This is a genomic window from Methylobacterium sp. Leaf104, assembly GCF_001422885.1.
GTDB lineage: Bacteria > Pseudomonadota > Alphaproteobacteria > Rhizobiales > Beijerinckiaceae > Methylobacterium.
The window spans coordinates 103,206-123,792 of record NZ_LMMZ01000005.1 but is presented as its reverse complement, the minus strand read 5'-3'; the positions used below and the strand labels follow the sequence as shown (position 1 = coordinate 123,792).

Annotated in this window: 17 protein-coding genes and 1 tRNA gene; 11 read left to right on the top strand and 7 right to left on the bottom strand. The window is 69.7% G+C overall.

Annotated features, from left to right (window positions below; genetic code table 11):
• Positions 1-101 precede the first annotated feature (101 nt).
• Both ASF49_RS07040 and ASF49_RS07035 read right to left on the bottom strand, forming a co-directional pair.
• Complete coding sequence (locus tag ASF49_RS07040; RefSeq protein ID WP_056469836.1) at positions 102-569, bottom strand: DUF6163 family protein; 468 nt, start codon at positions 567-569, stop codon at positions 102-104.
• A 13-nt stretch (positions 570-582) separates the two neighbouring features.
• The gene (locus ASF49_RS07035) at positions 583-1,650 is read right to left on the bottom strand and encodes an enoyl-CoA hydratase/isomerase family protein (protein ID WP_056469835.1); all 1,068 of its coding nucleotides are present in this window, start codon (positions 1,648-1,650) and stop codon (positions 583-585) included.
• Between the two features lie 232 nt (positions 1,651-1,882).
• On the opposite strand from ASF49_RS07035, the gene hemB reads away from it, so the two are divergent.
• The 4 genes from hemB to ASF49_RS07015 all read left to right on the top strand — a co-directional run bounded on the left by hemB (position 1,883) and on the right by ASF49_RS07015 (position 4,917).
• Positions 1,883-2,941, top strand: coding sequence for a porphobilinogen synthase (hemB, locus tag ASF49_RS07030; protein ID WP_056469833.1), 1,059 nt, complete (start codon positions 1,883-1,885; stop codon positions 2,939-2,941).
• A gap of 26 nt (positions 2,942-2,967) precedes the next feature.
• Positions 2,968-3,366 carry a hypothetical protein gene (locus tag ASF49_RS07025; RefSeq protein ID WP_056470075.1) on the top strand — a complete coding sequence of 133 codons (399 nt, stop codon included), beginning with the start codon at positions 2,968-2,970 and terminating at the stop codon, positions 3,364-3,366.
• A 108-nt stretch (positions 3,367-3,474) separates the two neighbouring features.
• Positions 3,475-3,963, top strand: coding sequence for an RDD family protein (locus ASF49_RS07020; RefSeq protein WP_056469827.1), 489 nt, complete (start codon positions 3,475-3,477; stop codon positions 3,961-3,963).
• 207 nt (positions 3,964-4,170) lie between these two features.
• Positions 4,171-4,917, top strand: coding sequence for an arginyltransferase (locus ASF49_RS07015; RefSeq protein ID WP_056469824.1), 747 nt, complete (start codon positions 4,171-4,173; stop codon positions 4,915-4,917).
• 27 nt (positions 4,918-4,944) lie between these two features.
• Here the strand turns inward: ASF49_RS07015 and ASF49_RS07010 are convergent, their stop codons facing one another.
• Together ASF49_RS07010 and ASF49_RS07005 are read right to left on the bottom strand one after the other, a co-directional pair.
• Positions 4,945-7,086 carry a TonB-dependent receptor gene (locus ASF49_RS07010; RefSeq protein ID WP_056469821.1) on the bottom strand — a complete coding sequence of 714 codons (2,142 nt, stop codon included), beginning with the start codon at positions 7,084-7,086 and terminating at the stop codon, positions 4,945-4,947.
• A gap of 321 nt (positions 7,087-7,407) precedes the next feature.
• On the bottom strand, positions 7,408-9,558 hold the full coding sequence (locus ASF49_RS07005) for a TonB-dependent receptor (protein ID WP_056469818.1): 2,151 nt from the start codon (positions 9,556-9,558) through the stop codon (positions 7,408-7,410).
• Positions 9,559-9,928: 370 nt separating this feature from the next.
• Between ASF49_RS07005 and purB the strand changes: the two genes are divergently transcribed.
• The 5 genes from purB to ASF49_RS06980 all read left to right on the top strand — a co-directional run bounded on the left by purB (position 9,929) and on the right by ASF49_RS06980 (position 15,758).
• Positions 9,929-11,236 carry an adenylosuccinate lyase gene (gene purB / locus ASF49_RS07000; protein WP_056469815.1) on the top strand — a complete coding sequence of 436 codons (1,308 nt, stop codon included), beginning with the start codon at positions 9,929-9,931 and terminating at the stop codon, positions 11,234-11,236.
• A 58-nt stretch (positions 11,237-11,294) separates the two neighbouring features.
• Positions 11,295-12,155 (top strand): D-amino-acid transaminase, encoded by an 861-nt coding sequence (locus ASF49_RS06995; protein ID WP_056469813.1) that lies wholly within the window; start codon positions 11,295-11,297, stop codon positions 12,153-12,155.
• Between the two features lie 138 nt (positions 12,156-12,293).
• Positions 12,294-12,644 (top strand): hypothetical protein, encoded by a 351-nt coding sequence (locus ASF49_RS06990; protein ID WP_056469811.1) that lies wholly within the window; start codon positions 12,294-12,296, stop codon positions 12,642-12,644.
• Between the two features lie 159 nt (positions 12,645-12,803).
• Positions 12,804-14,096 carry an adenylosuccinate synthase gene (locus ASF49_RS06985; protein WP_056469808.1) on the top strand — a complete coding sequence of 431 codons (1,293 nt, stop codon included), beginning with the start codon at positions 12,804-12,806 and terminating at the stop codon, positions 14,094-14,096.
• A 147-nt stretch (positions 14,097-14,243) separates the two neighbouring features.
• On the top strand, positions 14,244-15,758 hold the full coding sequence (locus tag ASF49_RS06980) for a hypothetical protein (RefSeq protein WP_056469804.1): 1,515 nt from the start codon (positions 14,244-14,246) through the stop codon (positions 15,756-15,758).
• Positions 15,759-15,891: 133 nt separating this feature from the next.
• Here the strand turns inward: ASF49_RS06980 and rpoH are convergent, their stop codons facing one another.
• Together rpoH and ASF49_RS06970 are read right to left on the bottom strand one after the other, a co-directional pair.
• Entirely contained in the window at positions 15,892-16,782 is an 891-nt protein-coding gene (rpoH, locus tag ASF49_RS06975) for an RNA polymerase sigma factor RpoH (RefSeq protein WP_056469801.1), read from the bottom strand.
• A 235-nt stretch (positions 16,783-17,017) separates the two neighbouring features.
• Complete coding sequence (locus ASF49_RS06970) at positions 17,018-18,049, bottom strand: RluA family pseudouridine synthase (RefSeq protein ID WP_272481496.1); 1,032 nt, start codon at positions 18,047-18,049, stop codon at positions 17,018-17,020.
• 148 nt (positions 18,050-18,197) lie between these two features.
• Here ASF49_RS06970 and ASF49_RS06965 point away from each other — a divergent pair.
• A tRNA-Glu gene (locus ASF49_RS06965) sits at positions 18,198-18,272 on the top strand.
• A 286-nt stretch (positions 18,273-18,558) separates the two neighbouring features.
• On the opposite strand, the gene ASF49_RS06960 is transcribed toward ASF49_RS06965, so the two are convergent.
• Entirely contained in the window at positions 18,559-20,052 is a 1,494-nt protein-coding gene (locus ASF49_RS06960; RefSeq protein WP_056469800.1) for an FAD-dependent oxidoreductase, read from the bottom strand.
• Between the two features lie 110 nt (positions 20,053-20,162).
• Between ASF49_RS06960 and ASF49_RS06955 the strand changes: the two genes are divergently transcribed.
• Positions 20,163-20,585, top strand: coding sequence for a MarR family winged helix-turn-helix transcriptional regulator (locus ASF49_RS06955; protein ID WP_243214615.1), 423 nt, complete (start codon positions 20,163-20,165; stop codon positions 20,583-20,585).
• The last annotated feature ends 2 nt before the right edge of the window (positions 20,586-20,587 follow it).

The following is a 20,587-nucleotide window of genomic DNA, read 5'->3' as shown; positions in this document are numbered from 1 at the left end:
ACCTAGGAGTCGCAGATGAAAGACGGTTTAAGCGATAGGATGAATTTGCGATTTACCTCTCTCGGTAAATGCAAGATGAAGCGATTATCGTAACACGCCGTTTACCGGATTTCCCGCGCCGCCAGGAAAGACAAGATAAAATACAACGCAATAATTCCGCCCTGTATTGCGAGGTATACGGGCGCTATTGGCAGGAGCTGCGGCGTTAGGACGGCGAGGGTCAAGGCACTCGTGGCGGCCAGCAGCCAGACCACGCCGCCCCAGGCGCTCGTCAGCCAGAGGCCGACCGCCGCCATCGGGTCGATCACCGCGAAGTAGACGATCACGCTCTGGCGCCCCAGCGTCTCCGATTCGAAGGGGCGGCCGCCCGGCAGGATGTCGAGGATGCCGGCCCAGGTGGCGACGGCCTTGCCCAGCCAGAACAGGGCGATCACCCGCATGAACCAGACCAGCACCACGTCCCAGCCGGTCTGCGGCACCTGAGGCGTGCGTTCGATCCGGTCGCCGCCGCCCTCCTGGTTGCGGCCGCGGATCTCGCGGGGACCCGGGACTTTCGTCAATCCGCGCACGCGTGACCTCTCCTCATCGCTCGGGCGATCCTGCGAAGTCCGGTTCGGGGCCGGCGGACGGCGCGAAGGCCGCGGCGATCCCGGCGGGATCGACGGCATCCAGGGTTGCGGGATTCCAGGCCGGGGCGCCGTCCTTGTCGATGACGGCGGCGCGTACGCCCTCGAAGAAGTCGTGGCCGCGCATCAGGGCGCTGACCATGCGGTATTCCGTCAGCATCGCCTCGGCGAAGCCCAAGCGCGCGCCCCGGCGCATCTGCTCACGCACCAGGGCCAGGCTCGTGGGCGAGCGCGTGCGCATCAGCGCGGCGGTCTCGGCGGCGAAGGCGGACCCGTCCGCATCGAGGCGCGCCAGGATCTCCGCGACGGTGTCGGCGGAAAAGCACGCGTCGATGACGGCCCGCGCCGCGACCAGGGGCCCGGGTTCCGGCACCGGCCGGGCATGCGCGGCGAGCGCCGCGTCGACGGCGTCGCCGGCGGCGAGGGCGTCCACGATCGCGTCGAAGTCGTCCGCCGCCGCGTGGTGTGTGGCGAGGCCCACCGCGTGGGCGTCCCCCGGTCCGATGCGGGCGCCGGTGAGGGCGAGATAGGTCCCCGTGCATCCGGGAAGGCGCGGCAGCACGTAGGTCATGCCGACATCGGGAAACAGGCCGATCCCGACCTCCGGCATCGCGAAGCTGTAGCGCTCTGACGAGACCCGGTGGCTGCCATGGACCGAGATTCCGTTGCCCCCGCCCATGACCAGGCCCTCGATCAGGCTGACCACGGGTTTCGCGAACCGTTTCACGCAGGCGTCGAGTCCGTACTCCGCGCGCCAGAACGCATCGACGGCCGCCTGGTCGCCGGCCTTGGCGAGGGCGTAGATCTGCCGGATGTCGCCCCCGGCGCAGAAGGCGCGCCCGCCCCGGCCCCGCAGCAGCACCCGCGTCACCGCGGCGTCCGCGGCCCAGGCATCCAGCTGCGCCTGCATGGCCTGCAGCATCGCCAGGGACAGGGCGTTGAGGGCGCGCGGCCGGTTCAGCGTCACGAGGCCCACCGCGCCGCGCCTCTCGAACAGGATCTCCGCTTCGCCCGATTCCGCCATGGGTCCTCCCGCCTGGATCGCCCGCTTAGACGAGGTTTTGGCGGGCGGCGTCAATCGGAGCGGCCGCGCCCGGGCCGGTTCCGCTGTGGGCGCGAGACGCGTCCGCCGCGGACGAATCCCCGCCATCCCTGCGTCGGCATCACGGCTTTCGAAGGCTTTTGCCGATGTGTTAGGCCGGTTCCCGCCCGCCCCGGCCCGAGGCACGGGCCGAAAACCATCGAGTCCGAGCACGATGACCCACGAACCCCCGACTCCGCGTCCCCTGGCGGTCGAGACGGCCCAGGAGGCCGCCCGCCCGGTGGCCCTCGGCATCACTCAGCGCCCGCGTCGCAACCGCAAGGCCGAGTGGTCGCGCCGCCTCGTGCGCGAGCATACCCTCACGGTCGACGACCTGATCTGGCCGCTCTTCGTGATCGAGGGATCGGGCCGGCGCGAGCCCATCGCGTCGATGCCCGGCGTCGAGCGCCTCAGCGTGGACGAGATCGTGCGCGACGCCGAGAAGGCCGCCCGCGCCGGCATCCCGGCGATCTCGTTCTTCCCCTACACGGAGCCGTCCCTCCGCGATCCCACCGGCTCGGAATCCCTCAATCGCGAAAACCTCGTCTGCCGGGCGGTGCGCGCGGTGAAGGCGGCGGTGCCGGAACTCGGCATCATGACCGACGTCGCCCTCGATCCCTATACCAGCCACGGCCATGACGGTCTGCTCGAGGACGGCGCGATCCTCAACGACGAGACCGTGGCCCTCCTCGTCGAGCAGAGCCTGATCCAGGCCGAGGCCGGCACCGACATCATCGCGCCCTCGGACATGATGGACGGGCGTGTCGGCGCCATCCGGGCCGGCCTCGACCGGGCGGGCTTTCGCGACGTGCAGATCATGGCCTACGCGGCCAAGTACGCGAGCGCGTTCTACGGCCCGTTCCGGGACGCCATCGGCACCCAGGCGGCCCTGGTCGGCGACAAGCGCACCTACCAGATGGATCCGGGCAATTCCGACGAGGCGATCCGCGAGGTCGCCCTCGACATCGCGGAGGGCGCCGATTCCGTCATGGTGAAGCCGGGCCTGCCCTACCTCGACATCATCCGCCGGGTGAAGGACGAGTTCGCCGTGCCGACCTTCGCCTACCAGGTGTCGGGCGAGTACGCGATGATCGAGGCCGCCGCCCGCAACGGCTGGCTCGACGGCGAGCGGGCCATGGTCGAGAGCCTGCTGGCCTTCAAGCGCGCCGGCGCCGACGGCGTGCTCACCTACTACGCGCTGCGGGTCGCCGAGCGGCTGCGCGCCGGCGCGTGAGCCTCGGACGTGCCGCGCGCGGGCTCATGCCTGCGCTCTTGCCCGCGCTCCTACCCACCCTCCTCGGGCTCGCCGCCTGCGAGAGCTCCGTCGACCGCCAGCGCGCCCTGATCTGCCGGCGCGCGGTGCCGGCGCTGGCGCCCCCCGACACCGCGGTGAGGCTCCTGCGCATCGGCGCGGGCGCGACGCCGGACGACGTCCGGGTCGATTATGCGGTGGCGGGCCGGCCCGGGCAGGCGGCGCGCCAGCGCTGGGTCACCTGCCGCTTCGGTCCCGGGGCCGAACTCCTCGGCCTCGCCACGGAGGGCGGCCCGGTCAACGGCGCCCGCCTGTTCCTCCTGCGCCAGTACTACCTCGACACCCCGGAGGCCGCGGCCGCCGACCCGGGCGCGGAGAAGGCGCCGGCCGATCGCGCCGCACCCTGAGCCGGCGCGATCGTGAGCGTTCCCGATCTTGAGAGTTTCCGGGGCCGCGCCCATCTCTCGCGGGAGAGGTCCGCCGCTCCCTCCCGCGAGCGACCCCAGGAGCGCCCCATGCGCGAGACGCAAAGCCCCTACGCCGATCGCTTCCAGACCGGCTACGCCCCCCAGTTCCCCGTGCCCTACGTGCGGGGCAGCCTCGGCGCGCGCTTCGTCGCCTACCTGCTCGACATCCTGTTCATCTTCGGCTTCACGGCCTTCCTGATGCTGGCGATCACCGTGATCGGCGTCCTCACCTTCGGCCTCGGCTGGACCCTGTTCGCGATCCTGCCGGCGAGCGGCATCCTCTACAGCGCCATCACGGTGGGCGGCTCCGGACAGAGCACCTGGGGCATGCGGATGATGGGCCTGCGCGTGGTCGCGCCGGAGAGCGGCGCCCGGGTGGACTACCTCACGGCCGCGATCCACGCGCTGCTGTTCTACGTGGCGGTCGCCTCCGCCTTCGTGCTCTGGATGCTCGATGTCAGCATCGGCCTCGTGCGCGCCGACCGCCGCCTCGGCCACGACCTGCTCCTCGGCCTCGCGGTGGTGCGCGCCGGCTGAGGCGCCGCTCCGGGTCGTCCTCGGCCGCTCAAGTCTATCCGGGGCGCAAGCCTTGCTGGAGACGCGCCTCGTGCGCGCGGGCTGATCAAGGTTTCGTACGAAATCGTCGCGGAACCCCCCTCAGGGTGTTGAGCCCGCCCGCGTTGCGGATACACTCAAGTCTTGGGGTGCGCGGGGCGCACCCCGCGTGGCGGGCGACAGACAAGCGTGACGAGCCATTCCCGGGACACCCCGCAATTCTACCTCACGGCGCCCTCCCCGTGCCCCTACCTGCCGGGCCAGGAGGAGCGGAAGGTGTTCACCCACCTCGTCGGGCGCCGCGCGCGCGATCTCAACGAGATCCTGACCCAGGGCGGCTTCCGCCGCTCGCAGACCATCGCCTACCGGCCGGCCTGCGAATCCTGCCGCGCCTGCATCTCGGTGCGGGTGGTGGTGTCGGACTTTAGGCCCTCGGGCAGCCAGCGCCGCATCCTCCAGCGCAACGCCGACCTCGTCGGCACCCCCGAGCCCAACCGCCCGGCCTCGGAGCAGTACGCCCTGTTCCGGCGCTACCTCGACGCCCGCCACGGCGACGGCGGCATGGTCGACATGACCGTGCTCGACTACGCCATGATGATCGAGGACAGCCACGTGGACACCCACCTGGTGACCTATCGCCGGCGCGGCCCCGACACCGCGATCAACGGGCGGGGCACCGGGCCGACGGTCGCCCTGTGCCTGACCGACGTCCTCGCGGACGGCCTGTCGATGGTCTACTCGTTCTACGATCCGGTCGAGGCGCACCGCTCGCTCGGCACCTACATGATCGTCGACCATATCCGGCGCGCCGCCGATCTCGGCCTGCCCTACCTCTATCTCGGCTACTGGGTCGAGGGATCGCGCAAGATGGACTACAAGGCCCGCTTCACCCCGCAGGAGCGCCTGATGGGTCCCGGCTGGCAGCGGGTGGAGTAGCCACCCGCCGCCCGCGGCGCCGACGCCTCAGAACTTGGCGATGATCTGCGCCCGGATCGTGCGCGGCGCGCCGGGCGTGATGTTCTGGTTGTTGTCGGCGGTGTAGATGTAGCGCCGGTCGAACAGGTTCTCGATGTTCACCTGCGCCCGGACCGACTCGCTGACCTGATAGAACAGCCCGAGGTCGAAGCGCGTGTAGCTCGGCAGCCGCACCGTGTCGTCGGAGGTGGCGAAGGTGTGGGTCTGGTGGATCACGCCGATGCCGATGCCGAATTCCGGCGTGACGTCGAACTTGTTCCAGAGGGAGACGCTGTTGAACGGCACCAGCCCGACGGTGTTGCCCTTCACGATGGTCGCCGAGGTGTCGCTCGCGATCCTGGCATCGGTGAAGGCGTAGCCGCCGGCGATCTGCCACCAGTCGGTCAGGTAGCCGTTGGCGCCGATCTCGGCACCCTGCGTGTTGGTCTTGCCCGACAGGATGAAGAAGCCGGCATTGTTCGGGTCGGCGAGGCGCTGGTTGGTGCGGTCGAGGTTGTACAGGGCGCCGGTGACCTGGAAGGCCGGCGTGACGTCGTACTTCACGCCCACTTCGAGGTTCTGGAAGCCCTCCGGCTTGGCGATGGCGAGGCCCGGCGAGAACGTGCCGATCTGGTCGCCCGAGGACGGCAGGTACGACACGCTGTAGCTGCCGTAGAAGGCGAGGTTCGCCAGCGGCTTGATGACCAGGCCGGCGCGCGGCGAGACGAGGTTGTCGACACGCGCGTTGACCAGCCCGGTGACGCGGCCCTGCGACGAGAAGTCGAAGTAGTCGTAGCGCAGGCCGCCGACGATCTGGACGTACTCGTTCAGGTCGATCTGGTCCTGGGCATAGGCCGCGGCCAGCCCGAGATCGTAGCGGAAGTTGGCGTCCGTGGTGCCGTTGTTGTGGAAGGTCACCGGTGCCCGGGTGATCGGCGACATCGGGTTCACCACCACGCTGGTGACGAGGCTGTTGCCGGTGTTGAAGAACGCCGTCTGCCGGAAGGCGAGGCCCTCCTGGTAGCCGAGCTCGAAGCCGGCCAGCAGGGTGTGCTTCACGTCGCCGGTGAGGAACTTGTAGGTGAAGTCGTTCTGGCTGAAGTAGTTCGTCCGGTCGGTCTCGTTGCGGTAGCCGGTGATCGGCACCTGCGTGCCGGCGGCGTTGACCGGCGCCCCCGGAAGGGTGTTGGCGTAGAAGCGGTTGTAATCGGCGAAGCGCAGCTGGTTGCGCATCTGCACGCCGGACTCGAATGTGTGGTCGAGGGTCGCCGTGGCGATGTTGGCGTCGACCCGGGTGGTGTTCACGTCCGGGTTGCCGAAGAAGGTGCGGATGTTGTTGCGGTAATTGTACGGCCGCCCGTTCTGCGAGGGGATGCCGCGATCGGGGAAGCGATCGTCGTGGAAGAACTCGTAGGAGAGCTTCAGCGTCGTCGCCGGGCCCAGCAGGAAGGTCATCGTCGGGTTGATGCCGTAGCGCTGCAGGTCGCCGAACTGGCGGTAGGTCTGACTGTCCTCGAACACGCCGTTGAGGCGGAAGAACACGCTGTCGCTGATGCGGTCGCCCACATCGACCGCCACGCGCTTCTGGTTGAACTGCCCGCCACCGGCCGTGATCTGGCGCACCCGCAGCCCGTCGGCCTCCTTCAGGACGCGGTTGATGACGCCACCGCCGCCGCCGCGGCCGAAGATCAGCGAATCGGGACCCTTCAGGACCTCGATCCGCTCGATGTTGTACAGGTCGCGGAAATACTGCACGTCGTCGCGCACGCCGTTGACGAAGAAGTCCGCGTTGGTCTTCTGGCCGCGGATCACGACCTCGTCGCGGTTGCTCTCACCCTGGGCCGGGATCACGCCGGGCACGTAGCGCAGCTGGTCGGTGAGGTTCTGGAAGTTCTGGTCCCGGATCTGTTCCTGGCTGACGACGGTGATCGATTGCGGCGTGTCGAGGAGCGCGGTGTCGGTCTTCGTCGCGCTGCGGGTGGCGCGGGTCAGGTAGCCCACCGTGTTGCCGCGCAGGCCCTCGACGCTGAGCTGATCCAGCGTGACGGCCCTGCCCTCCGGCAAGATGGCGGGCTGTGCCCGGGCGGCCGTCGCCAGCGGCGTTCCGCACAGGAGGGTGGCGAGGAACCGCGATGCTGCTCCAATGTTCATGATCGTACCGTCCGCTCGAGAGACCGTGTCTTTTTGATTTTGCGTCCCCGTATTCAGTTGCGGGGCGTGGCGCCCCCCTTGAAGGCGAGCTAAGACCGGATCAAGCGAGCGCGGCGGTGTTTCCTGACCTTTGTTTTAAAGGGTTTCTAAGAAGCACTCGAAACAGCGAGCCAACGCCCTCGCAACATTCGGCAAAACTGTTTCGGCTTTTAATCCTGGAAATGTTCCAGGGTTGGATGATCTGACAAGGCGTGTTGCGTCGATGCCACACGCCGTCGGCCGTCTCGGAAGCCGCGACGCCGCCGGCGGGCGGCCACCGCCTCAGAAGCGGGCCACCACCTGTGCGCGGATCAGGCGCGGCGCGCCGGGGCTGATGTTGTTGTTGCCGTCGGCGGTGGCGATGTAGCCGCGGTCGAACAGGTTCTCGATGTTGATCTGCGCCCGGATCCCGTCCGTGACCTGGTAGAACAGGCCGAGGTCGAAGCGGGTGTAGCCCGGCAGCCGGACCGTGTTGTCGGCGCTGGCGAAGGTGTGGGTCTGGTGGATCGTGCCGAGGCCGACGGCGAGTTCCGGCGTCAAACTGAACTTGTTCCACACCGTGACGGCGTTGAAGGGGACGACGCCGACCCGGTTGCCCGGAAGGATCAGCGCCGAGCCGAAGCCGTTGACGATGCGCGCATCCGTGAAGGCGTAGCCCCCCGCGACCTGCCACCGGTCGGTGAGGAAGCCGTTCGCGCCGACCTCGACCCCGCGCGCGTTGGTCTGGCCGCTGAGCAGGAAGAAGCCCGGGCGGTTCGGATCGGCGAGGCGCTGGTTGGTGCGGTCGAGGTCGTACAGCGCGCCGGTGAGCTGGAGCGCGGGCGTCACGTCCCACTTCACGCCGACCTCGCGGTTCTCGAACCGCTCCGGCGGTGCGATGGCGAGCCCCTCGGACAGGGCGGTGAACTGGTCTCCGGCCGACGGCAGGTAGGACACGCTGTAATTGGCGTAGAAGGCCAGGGCGTCGAACGGCTTGAGGACCGCGCCGATCCGGGGCGACAGCAGGTTGTCGATTCGAGTGTTGCCGACCCGGGTGCGCCGGTCGGTGGAGTTGAAGTCGAAATGGTCGTAGCGCAGGCCGCCGATGATCTGCAGGTGCGGCCCGATCTCGATCTGGTCCTGGGCGTAGACCGCTGCGAGGCCGAGGTCGTAGCGGCTGTTGGCGGCCGACGACAGGTTGCGGAAGCTCACCGGCACCCGCGAGACGGGCGAGAGCGGGTTGACCACGAGGGTTTGCGTGTCCGTCGTCGCGAAGAACCCGTCCTCGCGGTAGGTGATGCCCGACTGGTGGCCGAGTTCGAAGCCGGCGAGCAGCGTGTGCGCCAGGGGGCCGGTGGTGAAGCGGTAGGTGAAGTCGTTCTGGTTGAAGAGGTTCGTGCGCGGCGTGTCGTTGTTGAAGGCGCTGAGTTCGAGGCGCGTCCCGGCCGCGTTCACGGCGCCCCCCGCCCGGATGCTCGGGTACACGATCTGATAGAACTTGTCGTAATCGGCGAAGCGGACCTGAGACCGCATCTCCACGCCGGACGCGAAGCGATGCTCGAGGCTGGCGGTCGCGATATGCGCGTCGACCCGGGCGGTGCTGAGGTCGGGATTGCCGAAGAAGGTGCGGATGTTCTGGCGGTAGCGGTAGGGCCGCCCACCTTGCGAGGGGATGCCCCGGTCGGCGATGCGCGCGTCGTGGAAGTACTCGTAGGAGAGCCTGAGTGTCGTGTCGGGGCCGAGCAGCACGGTCGCGGTGGGGTTCACGCCCCAGCGCCGCAGATCGACGAAATCGCGGAACGTGCCGCTATCCTCGAACAGGCCGTTGAGGCGGAAGAAGACGCTGTCCGAGACCCGGTCGCCGACATCGAGGGCGAGGCGCTTCGTGCCGAACCGCCCGGTCTGGAGGAAAGCCTCGCGCAGCGGGATGCCGTTGGCCTCCTTGAGCACGCGGTTGACCACGCCGCCGCCGCCGCCGCGCCCGAAGATCATCGCGTTCGGGCCTTTCAGCACCTCGATCCGCTCGACGTTGTAGAGGTCGCGAAAATACTGCGCATCGTCGCGGATGCCGTTGACGTAGAAGTCGGCGCTCGATTGCTGGCCGCGAATCACGATCTCGTCGCGGTTGGCCGCGCCCTGGTGCAGGAACACGCCGGGCACGTAGCGCAGGGCCTCCGTCACGCCCTGGAAGCCCTGATCCTGGATCTGCTCCCGCGTGACGACCGTCACCGCCTGCGGCGTATCGATCAGGGCCGTGTCCGTCTTCGTGGCGCTCCGGGCCCGCGCCGCCCGGTAGCCGGCGCCCGCACCGGCCGGGCCCTCCACGTGGAGCTGGTCCAGGCTGACCTCGGCATGCCCGGCGGGCGCGTCCTGCGCGACCGCGGCGCGGATTTCGACGAGGCCGGTCTCGCCGAGCAGCACCGCGAGAAGGCCGAGGTGACGGTGGCTGAACATGGAACGCCTCATCCGGATAAGCTGAAATATTTCTCTCGCCGGGCCTGTTGTGGCGGGAAATCCGGCGATATATAGTTATATCTCCTTACCTATTCGAGTTAGTCTAGGCTCTCTAGCCTCGATTGGCGTTGATAGTCTTTAATCGTTATAAGTATAAGTCCGGACTGTGCAGCAGGTGCCTGAGCGGCTTCGCGAATCCGGTCGCCGGTCCGCGCCCCCGTATCGATTCGAACGCGCATGGACCGTCGACGGTGGCACCGGAAAGACACACCCGCTCGTCGGGCCGGGCGGTCGCTGCGCGTTGAGCGGCACCCGCACCCGTGCTAGGCGCCAGCCACATCACCATCGTCGCGTTGACCGAGGCGCCCGCATGATCCCCCGCTACAGCCGCCCCGAGATGACCGCGATCTGGTCCCCCGAATCGCGTTTCCGAATCTGGTTCGAGATCGAGGCCCACGCGACGACCGCGCTGGCCGAACTCGGCGTGGTTCCGAAGGAGGCCGCCGACACGATCTGGGCGAAGGGCCGCGACGCGGTCTTCGACGTGGCGCGCATCGACGCCATCGAGGCGGTGACCAAGCACGACGTCATCGCGTTCTTGACGCATCTCGCCGAGATCGTCGGCCCCGAGGCCCGCTTCGTCCACCAGGGCATGACCTCGTCGGACGTGCTCGACACCTGCCTCAACGTCCAGCTCGTGCGCGCCGCCGACCTCCTCATCCGGGACGTCGACGCGCTGCTCGCCGCGATCAAGCGGCGCGCCTTCGAGCACAAGCTGACCCCGACCATCGGCCGCTCGCACGGCATCCACGCCGAGCCCGTCACCTTCGGCCTCAAGCTGGCGCAGGCCTATGCCGAGTTCGAGCGCAACCGCGCCCGCCTCGTGGCCGCGCGGGAAGAGATCGCCACCTGCGCCATCTCGGGCGCGGTCGGCACCTTCGCAAACATCGACCCCCGCGTGGAGGAATACGTCGCCAAGGCCATGGGCCTGACCCCGGAGCCGGTCTCGACCCAGGTCATCCCGCGCGATCGCCACGCCATGTTCTTCGCGATCCTGGGCGTCGTCGCCTCCTCGGTGGAGCGCCTGTCGATCGAGGTCCGCCATCTTCAGCGCACGGAGGTGCTGGAGGCGGAGGAGTTCTTCTCGGAGGGGCAGAAGGGCTCCTCGGCGATGCCGCACAAGCGCAACCCCGTGCTCACCGAGAACCTCACGGGCCTCGCCCGCATGGTGCGCAGCTACGCCCTGCCCGCCATGGAGAACGTCGCCCTCTGGCACGAGCGCGACATCTCGCACTCCTCGGTCGAGCGCATGATCGGCCCCGACGCCACCGTGACCCTCGACTTCGCGCTGGCCCGCCTCACCGGGGTCATCGACAAGCTGCTGATCTATCCCGAGACCATGCAGCGCAACCTCGACAAGCTCGGCGGCCTCGTCCACTCGCAGCGGGTGCTGCTGGCCCTGACCCAGGCCGGGGTCTCGCGCGAGGATTCCTATCGCCTCGTCCAGCGCAACGCGATGCCGGTCTGGCGCGGCGAGGGCGACTTCCTCGCCCTCCTCAAGGCCGATGCCGACGTCACCGCCGCGCTGACCCCGGAGCAGATCGAGGAATGCTTCGATCTCGGCTACCACTTCAAGCACGTGGACACGATCTTCTCGCGGGTGTTCGGCGCAAGCTGAACACCGCACGAATCCCGCCTGTCCCGAACAGCCCCACCCGGACCGAAGAGGTAATTCCGTGTCCCAGGCCCGCATCGTCTACCTGAACGGCGACTTCCTGCCCTTCGCCGAGGCGCGCGTGCCGATCATGGACCGGGGCTTCCTCTTCGCCGACGGGATCTACGAGGTCTCGGCGGTGCTCGATGGCCGCCTCGTCGACAACGAGGCGCACCTGGCCCGCCTCGACCGCTCGCTGGGCGAGATCGACATCGCCAACCCGCACACGATGTCCGAGTGGATCGGCCTTCAGACCGAACTCGTCGCCCGCAATGGCCTCCGCGAGGGGCTGGTCTACATGCAGGTGACGCGGGGCGTGTACGAGCGCGACTTCGCCTATCCGCCGGCCGGCACGGCGCCCACCGTGATGATGTTCACGCAGGCCAAGACCGTCGCGGCCAACCCGTTGGCCCAGACCGGCGCCAGGGTCATCACCGTGCCGGACCTGCGCTGGAAGCGCCGGGATATCAAGTCGGTCGCCCTCCTCGCCCAGGTGCTGGCCAAGCAGCAGGCCGCCGCCGCCGGCGTCGCCGAGGCCTGGATGGTCGAGGACGACGCGGTCACCGAGGGCTCGTCCTCGACGGCCTTCATCGTGACGAAGGAAGGCGCCCTGGTCACCCGGCCCCTGTCCACGGCGCTCCTGCCCGGCATCACCCGCAAGGCGGTCCTGCGTCTGGCCGAGGAGGCCGGGCTCGCCCTGGAGGAGCGGCTGTTCAGCGTCTCGGAGGCCCTCGCGGCGGCGGAGGCCTTCTACACCAGCGCCTCGGCCTTCGTGATGCCGGTGGTCGAGATCGACGGTCACGCCGTCGGCGACGGCCGCCCTGGCCCGCACACCCGGCGCCTGCGCGAGCTCTACCTCGCCATGGCGCGCGAGGGCGCCTGACGTTTCAAACCACGGCACGTGAGAGCGCGTGAGGCGTCGTCCCAGGATCCTGTTCCCATCACGGGACCGACGGGACAGGAACGCTTCGGCCCCGGGTCTGTTCTTCTCCAAACCTCGTATCCGAGACAGGGAGACCCTATGCGCTCGATCCTCACCCTCGCGGTCGGCCTCGGCTTGGTCGCCGGCGCGGCCTTCGCACAGTCCCCCGACGCGCCGCTGAAGGGCCGGGACACCGATCCGGCCCTGCCGCCGCCGAACCAGACCATCCCCGACAAGATCCGCCCCTCCGAGGGGACCGCCGACAAGGGCACTTCCGGCGACACCGGCACCCTCAGCGACAGGCTCGAGAAGAGCGACGGCGTGATCAAGCCACCGGGCAACACCGCCCCCGGCATGGTGGTGACCCCGCCCGATCCGAATCCGGGCGGAATGCCGGTGATCAAGCCCGGCGATCTGCCCGGCCGCCAGCCCGGCACGGAGGCCCGGTGAGGCAGCGCTGCCGGGGTGGCATGGCCGCCCCCGCAGGAGCGGGCGGCCCCCTTGCTTGATTTCCGCGCACGGATCGCGGAAAGACCCGAGGACAGCAGGAGCGGTTCGCCCGTCGGGTCGGACCGCTTTCGCGCGGGTTACGGCACAGGTTTTCAGTGAATGGCAAACGTCGTCGTCGTAGGCGCCCAGTGGGGTGACGAAGGCAAGGGCAAGATCGTCGACTGGCTCTCCGAGCAGGCCGACGTGGTGGTCCGCTTCCAGGGCGGCCACAATGCCGGCCACACGCTCGTGGTCGACGGCGTGACCTACAAGCTTGCCCTCCTCCCGTCCGGCGTGGTGCGCGGCGGCAAGCTGTCGGTGATCGGCAACGGCGTCGTGGTCGATCCCTGGCACCTCGTCGACGAGATCGCCCGGCTCCAGGCCCAGGGCGTCGAGATCTCGCCCCGCACCCTGCGCATCGCCGACAACGCCACACTGATCCTGCCGCTGCACCGCGAGCTCGACCATTTCCGCGAGACCTCGAACGCGGGCCTGAAGATCGGCACCACGAAGCGCGGCATCGGCCCGGCCTACGAGGACAAGGTCGGCCGCCGCGCCATCCGGGTCGTCGACCTCGCCGACGAGTCGACGCTCGAGGCCAAGATCGAGCGGGTGCTCACGCACCACAACGCCCTGCGCCGGGGCCTCGGCATCGCCGAGGTCGATGGGGGCGCCCTGCTCTCCGAGCTGAAGGCGATCGCGCCGACGATCCTGCCCTACGCCGATACGGTCTGGAAGCTGCTCGACGATGAGCGCCGCGCCGGCAAGCGCATCCTGTTCGAGGGCGCGCAGGGTGCGCTCCTCGACGTCGACCACGGCACCTATCCCTTCGTGACCTCCTCGAACATCGTGGCGGCCCAGGCGGCGACCGGCTCCGGCATGGGTCCCTCGGCCATCGGCTACGTGCTCGGCATCGCCAAGGCCTACACCACCCGCGTCGGCGAAGGCCCCTTCCCCACCGAGCTCTTCGACGAGATCGGCGAGACCATCGGCTCCCGCGGCCGCGAGTTCGGCGTGAACACCGGCCGCAAGCGCCGCTGCGGCTGGTTCGACGCGGTGCTGGTGCGCCAGACCGTGCGGACCTCGGGCATCGACGGCATCGCCCTGACCAAGCTCGACATCCTCGACGGCTTCGAGTCGATCAAGGTCTGCACCGGCTATCGCCTCGACGGCCAGGTGGTGGATCACCTGCCCGCCAACCAAGCGGCCCAGGCCAAGGTCGAGCCGATCTACGAGACCATCGAGGGCTGGTCGGGCACCACGGCGGGCGCCCGCTCCTGGGCCGACCTGCCGGCCCAGGCGATCAAGTACGTACGCAGGATCGAGGAACTGATCGGCGCGCCGGTGGCACTGCTCTCGACGTCGCCGGAACGCAACGACACCATCCTCATGCACAACCCCTTTGAGGACTAGGGCCGTTTTCGCTTGATGGGGGCAGGGCCGCGTGGGGAAGATGCGCCCACGCTGGTACCGCGGCGGTCGGCCGGTGCGCGTCCGTCCGTGGGGCTGCGGGACGAGGCGGCCAGCCAGCCGCCGGTGAGAGGGCGGACCTGAGGCACGATGGCCGACTATTATCCCCTGCTGGCACGGGCGCTCGACGCGATGCCCGACCGCTCCCCGGCCTTGCGCCAGGCCGTCTACGAGCGCGCGCGCGGCGCGCTGATCGGGCAGCTCCGGTCCCTCGATCCGCCCCTGTCCGAGGACGACATCGACCTCGAGCGCAACGCCCTCGAAGCCGCGATCCTGCGCCTCGAGCGCGACCACGGCGGTGCGGCGCCCGCCGCGCCGGCTCCGGAGCCGCTCGCCCCCGAGCCAGAGCCCTTCCTCCCGCCGCCGCCGGCCAACGACCCCATCGACCTGCCGGAAGCGACGCTGCCCGAGGCGACCCTGCCGCCCGCGCCGCCGCCGGTTTTCGGCGCGCCGGCCGCGACAGCGCCCGAGCCCGCGCCCGCCTCCCCCGAGCCGCCCGTTCCGGTCGCGCCGCCGATCCCGGTCGCGCCGCCGCGCGAGGCCCCGGTTTCGCCCGCGCCGAGGGAGGTCGCCCCGAACCCCGACACCATCCCGCCGCCCGTCCGCATCCAGGCCCGCAAGGCCAAGTCCCCGCCCTTCATGGCCGCCGAGGCGCCGGACGAGGCGGGGCAGCCGGTCCCGGCCGCCGACGAGGCCGGCTCCGAACTGCCGGCGCCGGATGGGAACGGCCAGCGCCAGCGACCGCGGATCGAGGTGGTCGGCCCCCGGCACGGGCGCTCGCGCCTCCTGCGCAACGTCCTCGTCGGCAGCATCCTGATCGCCGTGATCGGGCTCATCGCGGTGGCGGCCTTCCTCCTGCGCGACAAGCCTGCCGACTTCCAGCCGATCGCCACGGAGCAGCAGGCCGCCCCGGACGGCGCCGACTCGAAGTTCGCCGACCGGGTCGGCGGCGACGCGGCCCCGTCGGCTCCCGCCGCGCCGGCGCGGCGCGCCGCACCCGCGCCGACCCCCGCGCCGAGCCCCGCCGCTCCGAACACAGGCCAGCCCGACCTCGCGGTGACCCAGCGGGCCATGCTCTACGAGGAGGTGATGGGCGGTGGCGCCAACGCCGCACCGACGACCACCCAGGGCCGGGTGGTCTGGCGCCTCGACACGGTGCCGGGCGAGCAGGGCCAGCAGCTCGAGACCGTGGTGCGGGCCACGGCGGAGTTCGCGGATGCGGGCCTGACCCTCGTCATGACCCTGCGCCGCAACCTCGACGCCACCCTCCCGGCCTCGCACACCGTCGAGCTCGTCTTCACGCCGAGCGGTCCCACGGCCGCGCGCCACAACGTCCAGGACATCGGCCTCTTGCAGGGCAAGGACGAGGAGGGCGCCCGCGGCTCGCCGGTGGCCGGCCTGCCGGTGCGGGTGCGCGAGAACCTGTTCCTGATCGGACTCTCGTCGCTGCCCAACGACATCGAGCGCAACACCGACATCCTGCTGCACAAGAACTGGTTCGACATCACCCTGAAGTTCGCCGCCGGTCCGCGCGGGATCATCGCCTTCGAGAAGGGCAGCGCCGGCACCCAGGTGCTGCAGAGCGCCTTCGATCAGTGGCGCTGAGGCCAGACCTCACCGCACGGGCGCTGGTGGGTTCGCCCACGGGACGGCTCTTCCTCTGAACGAGAACGGCCCCCCGGCATCGCTGCCGGGGGGCCGTTCTCTTTTCGGAACCCTCGATTCGTGAGGGATCGTCTCAGGCGTGCGCCTCGGCCCGCGGAGCCTCGCGGGTGGCGAGGTTGCGCTTGACCGCCTCCTGGATCTTCTCGAAGGCGCGCACCTCGATCTGGCGGACGCGCTCGCGCGAGACGCCGAACTCGCCGGAGAGGTCCTCCAGGGTGATCGGGTCGTCGGCGAGGCGGCGCGCCTCGAAGATGCGGCGCTCGCGCGGGTTGAGCACCGAGAGCGCGTCGCGCAGGGCCGTGAGGCGGTTCTGACCCTCCTCCTCGCGGGCGAGCACGGTCTCCTGGCTCGGGCTGTTGTCCACGAGCCAGTCCTGCCACTCGCCTTCGCCCTCCTCGCGCAGGGGCGCATTGAGGGAGGTGTCGCCCGAGAGGCGACGGTTCATGTCGATCACCTCCTGCTCGGGCACGCCGAGCTTGACGGCGATCTGCGCGACCTGGTCCGGCTTGAGGTCACCCTCGTCGAGCGCCGAGATCCGGCCCTTGGCCTTACGCAGGTTGAAGAACAGCTTCTTCTGGTTGGCGGTGGTGCCCATCTTCACGAGCGACCACGAGCGCAGGATGTATTCCTGGATCGCCGCCTTGATCCACCACATGGCGTAGGTGGCCAGTCGGAAGCCCTTGTCCGGCTCGAAGCGCTTGACCGCCTGCATCAGCCCGACATTGCCCTCGGACACCACCTCGCCGATCGGCAGGCCGTAGCCGCGATAACCCATGGCGATCTTGGCCACGAGGCGCAGGTGCGACGTGACGAGGCGGTGGGCCGCGTTGCGGTCGCCCTTCTCGCGCCAGTCCTTCGCGAGCGTGAACTCCTCGTTCGGCTCGAGCATCGGGAACTTGCGGATCTCGTCGAGGTAGCGTGAGAGGCCACCTTCGGTGGCGAGCACTGGCAATGCGCCGGCCATGATCTTACCTCCTTGAAAGGACCCCCTGAGGGGCGGTCCGAAGCGAACCGCCGCTCCCTTGAGCCGGCCGTCCGATTCCCGAGTGTAGCGGGAAACCGGCGGAGACGGAAAGGTGACGCGTGGGACGCGTTCGTCATCAACGCGCGGGATCTCGCTTGGGTCTGTGATGGCACGAATGGCCGCAGCCCGCCGTGTCCTGGCGCACGCCCATGCGGCCTTGACTGTGTCGGCCGCGCTACGCCCCCGCCTTCAGCGTGGCGACGAGCGCCTGGAGATCGGCCGGCAGCGGGCTCTCGAAATGCAGGGTCTCGCTGGTGCGCGGATGGGCGAAGCCCAGCACGCTGGCATGCAGCGCCTGGCGTCCCAGGGTGGCGAGGGCCTCCCGCGCCGCCGGGCCGAGGCGGCCCGCCTTGGTCTTGAAGGCCCCGCCATAGACCGCGTCGCCGAGGAGCGGGTGACCGCGATGGCTCAGGTGCACGCGGATCTGGTGCGTGCGCCCCGTCTCCAGCGTGCAGCGCACGAGCGCCACCGGCGCGTCGCTGCCCAGCACCGCCTCGACGCGGTAATGCGTGATCGCGTGCCGCCCGCCCTCGCCGCGCACCACCGCGATCTTCTCGCGGTTGCGGACGCTGCGGGCGAGGTTCGCCTCGATGGTGCCGGCCCGCGGCTCGGGCACGCCCCAGGCCAGGGCGAGGTAGGCCCGCTCCAGGGGGCCGGTGCGGCCGTGATCGGCGAACTGCGCCGTCAGTCCCGCATGGGCGAGGTCGTTCTTGGCCACCACCAGCAGGCCGCTGGTGTCCTTGTCGATGCGGTGGACGATGCCCGGCCGGCGCACGCCGCCGATCCCCGACAGGCTGTCGCCGCAATGGGCGATGAGCCCGTTCACCAGGGTCCCGGATTCGTGGCCGGGGGCCGGGTGGACCACGAGCCCGGCCGGCTTGTCGATGACGATGAGGTCGTCGTCCTCGTAAACGATGGCGAGGTCGAGGGCCTGGGCCACCGGCTCGGGCGCCACCGCCTCCGGGATCGCGACGGCGAGCGCGGCCCCGGGGCCGACCTTCACGGACGGGTCGCGGCTGACGGCGCCGTCGCGGCGCACCTGCCCGGCGCGGATGAGGTCCTGCAGGCGCGAGCGCGAGACGTCGGGAAAGGCCCGGGCCAGGGCCCGGTCCAGGCGCTCGGTCGCGGCGTCCTCGGCGAGCGTCGCGCACCTTTCCGCAGATCCCGGCGCGTCCGCGAGTTCCGGCAAATCCTCGAGTCCCGGCAAAAAGGCGATCCTTCGGTTCAAAATGTCGCTTGCGCCGCGCCGGCGCGATTTCGGCCCTTGTCGGGCCGTGCGACCCTCGCTATACGATCGCCCATCGGCCGGGAAGCACGGATCGCCGCAGCGATCTCCAGGCGCTTCCCTCCGGTCCGCGCCCATCGTCTAGCGGTTAGGACAGGTCCCTCTCACGGATCAGACCGGGGTTCGATTCCCCGTGGGCGCGCCAAGAACTTTCGTTCCCCGACCTCTGTCCTCTTCCGGCGGCGTCCGATCGCGCGTGCCCCGTGCTCGTGGCCGGATCGATCCGGTGCCTGGATGGAAGGTCGATGCCGTCGGTACGCGAGGTCCGGAGCGAGCCGCCCCTGACGCCCGTCCGGGCGCCGCGCGCAACCGTTCACCACGAGGAGGGCGAAGCTCTCCGATCGCCGCCGTCGCGGCCGTCCGCCGGACCCTCTCATGCAGGCGGGCCGGCCCGTCCCGTCGCACGCTCCTTCTCGAGACGGCGACCGGAGCTAGGCGGCTCTCAATCCGACCTTCGTCAGGTAGTCGTTCAGCGCCGAATCGTCACCGGCGGAGATGATCGCCCCGACATAGCCGTCCGGACGCACCAGCACCCGATCACCGGGCGTGGCGCCATAGGTCGCCGGAAACTGTCCGGCACCGTCGGTGAGATCGCCATGCACGCCGATCGTGTGGACCTGCAATCCCGGCCGTGCGGCGATGGGCTCACCGCCATAGCTGAGCAGCGTCCAGTGCGGCCCCTTGAACAGGTCGAACAGGCGATGCGGCTGGCCCGCCGCGCCTCGGACCTGCGCGTCGGGCGCGCGGTCGCCTGCGAGGAGAACACCCTGCCGCCCGGGTGATTCCACCGCCAGTGGGGATTCGGGATAGCCGATATCGAGTTGATGCGTGCCGCGCCCGCGCCGCATCTCGCCACGCCTCGACGCATCGAGGAGGCCGGTCGTGAGGCCGAGCATGGCCTGTGCGATGGGGCGGCGCTCCGCCTCGTAGGTGTCGAGCAGGGCGTCCCCCGCGCCGCGCATCACCGCCCCGAGCTTCCAGCCGAGATTGTAGGCGTCCTGTACGCTGGTGTTGAGGCCCTGCCCGCCAGTCGGGGGATGGATATGCGCGGCATCGCCGACGAGGAACACGCGGCCGACACGGTAGCGGTCGGCGAGCCGCGCGTTCATGTGGTAGGCCGACGCCCAGGAGACGCTCCGGACGCGGAGATCGTCCCGGCCGGTCCGCTCGCGCAGTAACGCGGTCAGCCCCGCGGCCGAGAGATCGACGTCGCCGTCAAGCGCGATCGGTCCCTGAAGCTGGAAGAGGTCGGTCCCGGCCAGGGGGCAGGCGGCGATCCGGCGCTGCATGTCGCCTTCGCCAAAGTGGTGCCACGCGTCGCGCGACAGCCCCGACAGGATCACGTCGGCAACGATCGCCCGCACGCCCAGCGTCTTGCCCGGAAAGCCGATCCCGAGCGCGTGGCGGACGAAGGAGCGCCCGCCATCCGCGCCGACCAGCCAGCGGACGCGGATCGTCTCCGTGTCGGTCTTCGTGGCGACCCGGGCTGTCACGCCGTCGTCGTCCTGCGTGAAGCTGAGCAGTTCGCAGCCGAACGCGGGCGAATGGCCCAGCACGGCGAGGCGCTCGCGCATGACGCGCTCGGTCAGGAACTGCGGCACCATCAGCGGCAGGGAGTACGGCTCCGCGGGGGTCGCAGGCCCGGCTTCCATCACGTCGGTTTCGGTGAAGCGACCGCCATCCTGATAGGTGCGCTCTTTGGGATAGTGGCCTCCCGCCGCGGCGATCCGGTCGAGGATGCCGAGGTCTTCGAACACCTCCTGCGTGCGGGGCTGGATGCCCTTGCCGCGCGAGCCCCGGAACGGCTCGTCCAGCTTCTCGATCAGGCGAAATGAAATGCCGCGTCGGGCCAGATCGATCGCCAGCGTCAGACCGGCTGCGCCCGCGCCGCAGATCAGCACGTCCGCCGAAAAATCGTTTGTCATGCCACTCTCAATGCGTGCATTATGCACATACATGACGGGGCGGGTCCGGGTCAATGAAAAACGTGCATAATACACTTACACCGGAGCTGTTGCAGGATTTGCATGGAGCCATGATCGACATCACCAGCGTGATGAACCGCCCCCAGCGTGACGCGGTGATGGTCCGTGAGGCGGGCATCGTGCTCGATCGTGCGCTGTTCCCGCTGCTGGTGATGGTGCAGCGGCTTTGGCCGATCGGCATCGTCGACCTCGCCGACCGGGTGGGACGCGATCACACGACGGTCAGCCGCCAAGTGACCAAACTGGAAAGCCTCGGCCTGGTCGCGCGCCGATCGAACGCGGCGGACGGGCGTGTGCGCGACGCCGTGATCACGGCCAGCGGCAAGGCCCTGACCGACAAGATCGACGCGGCGCGCGAGGCGATGGCGCACAAGGTCTTCGCCGATTGGACAGACCAGGATGTTGTCGATCTGGCCCGGCTGATGCGCCGTTTCGCCGATGCCATACGGAAAGACCCCGAGGCGCAGAGCTGACG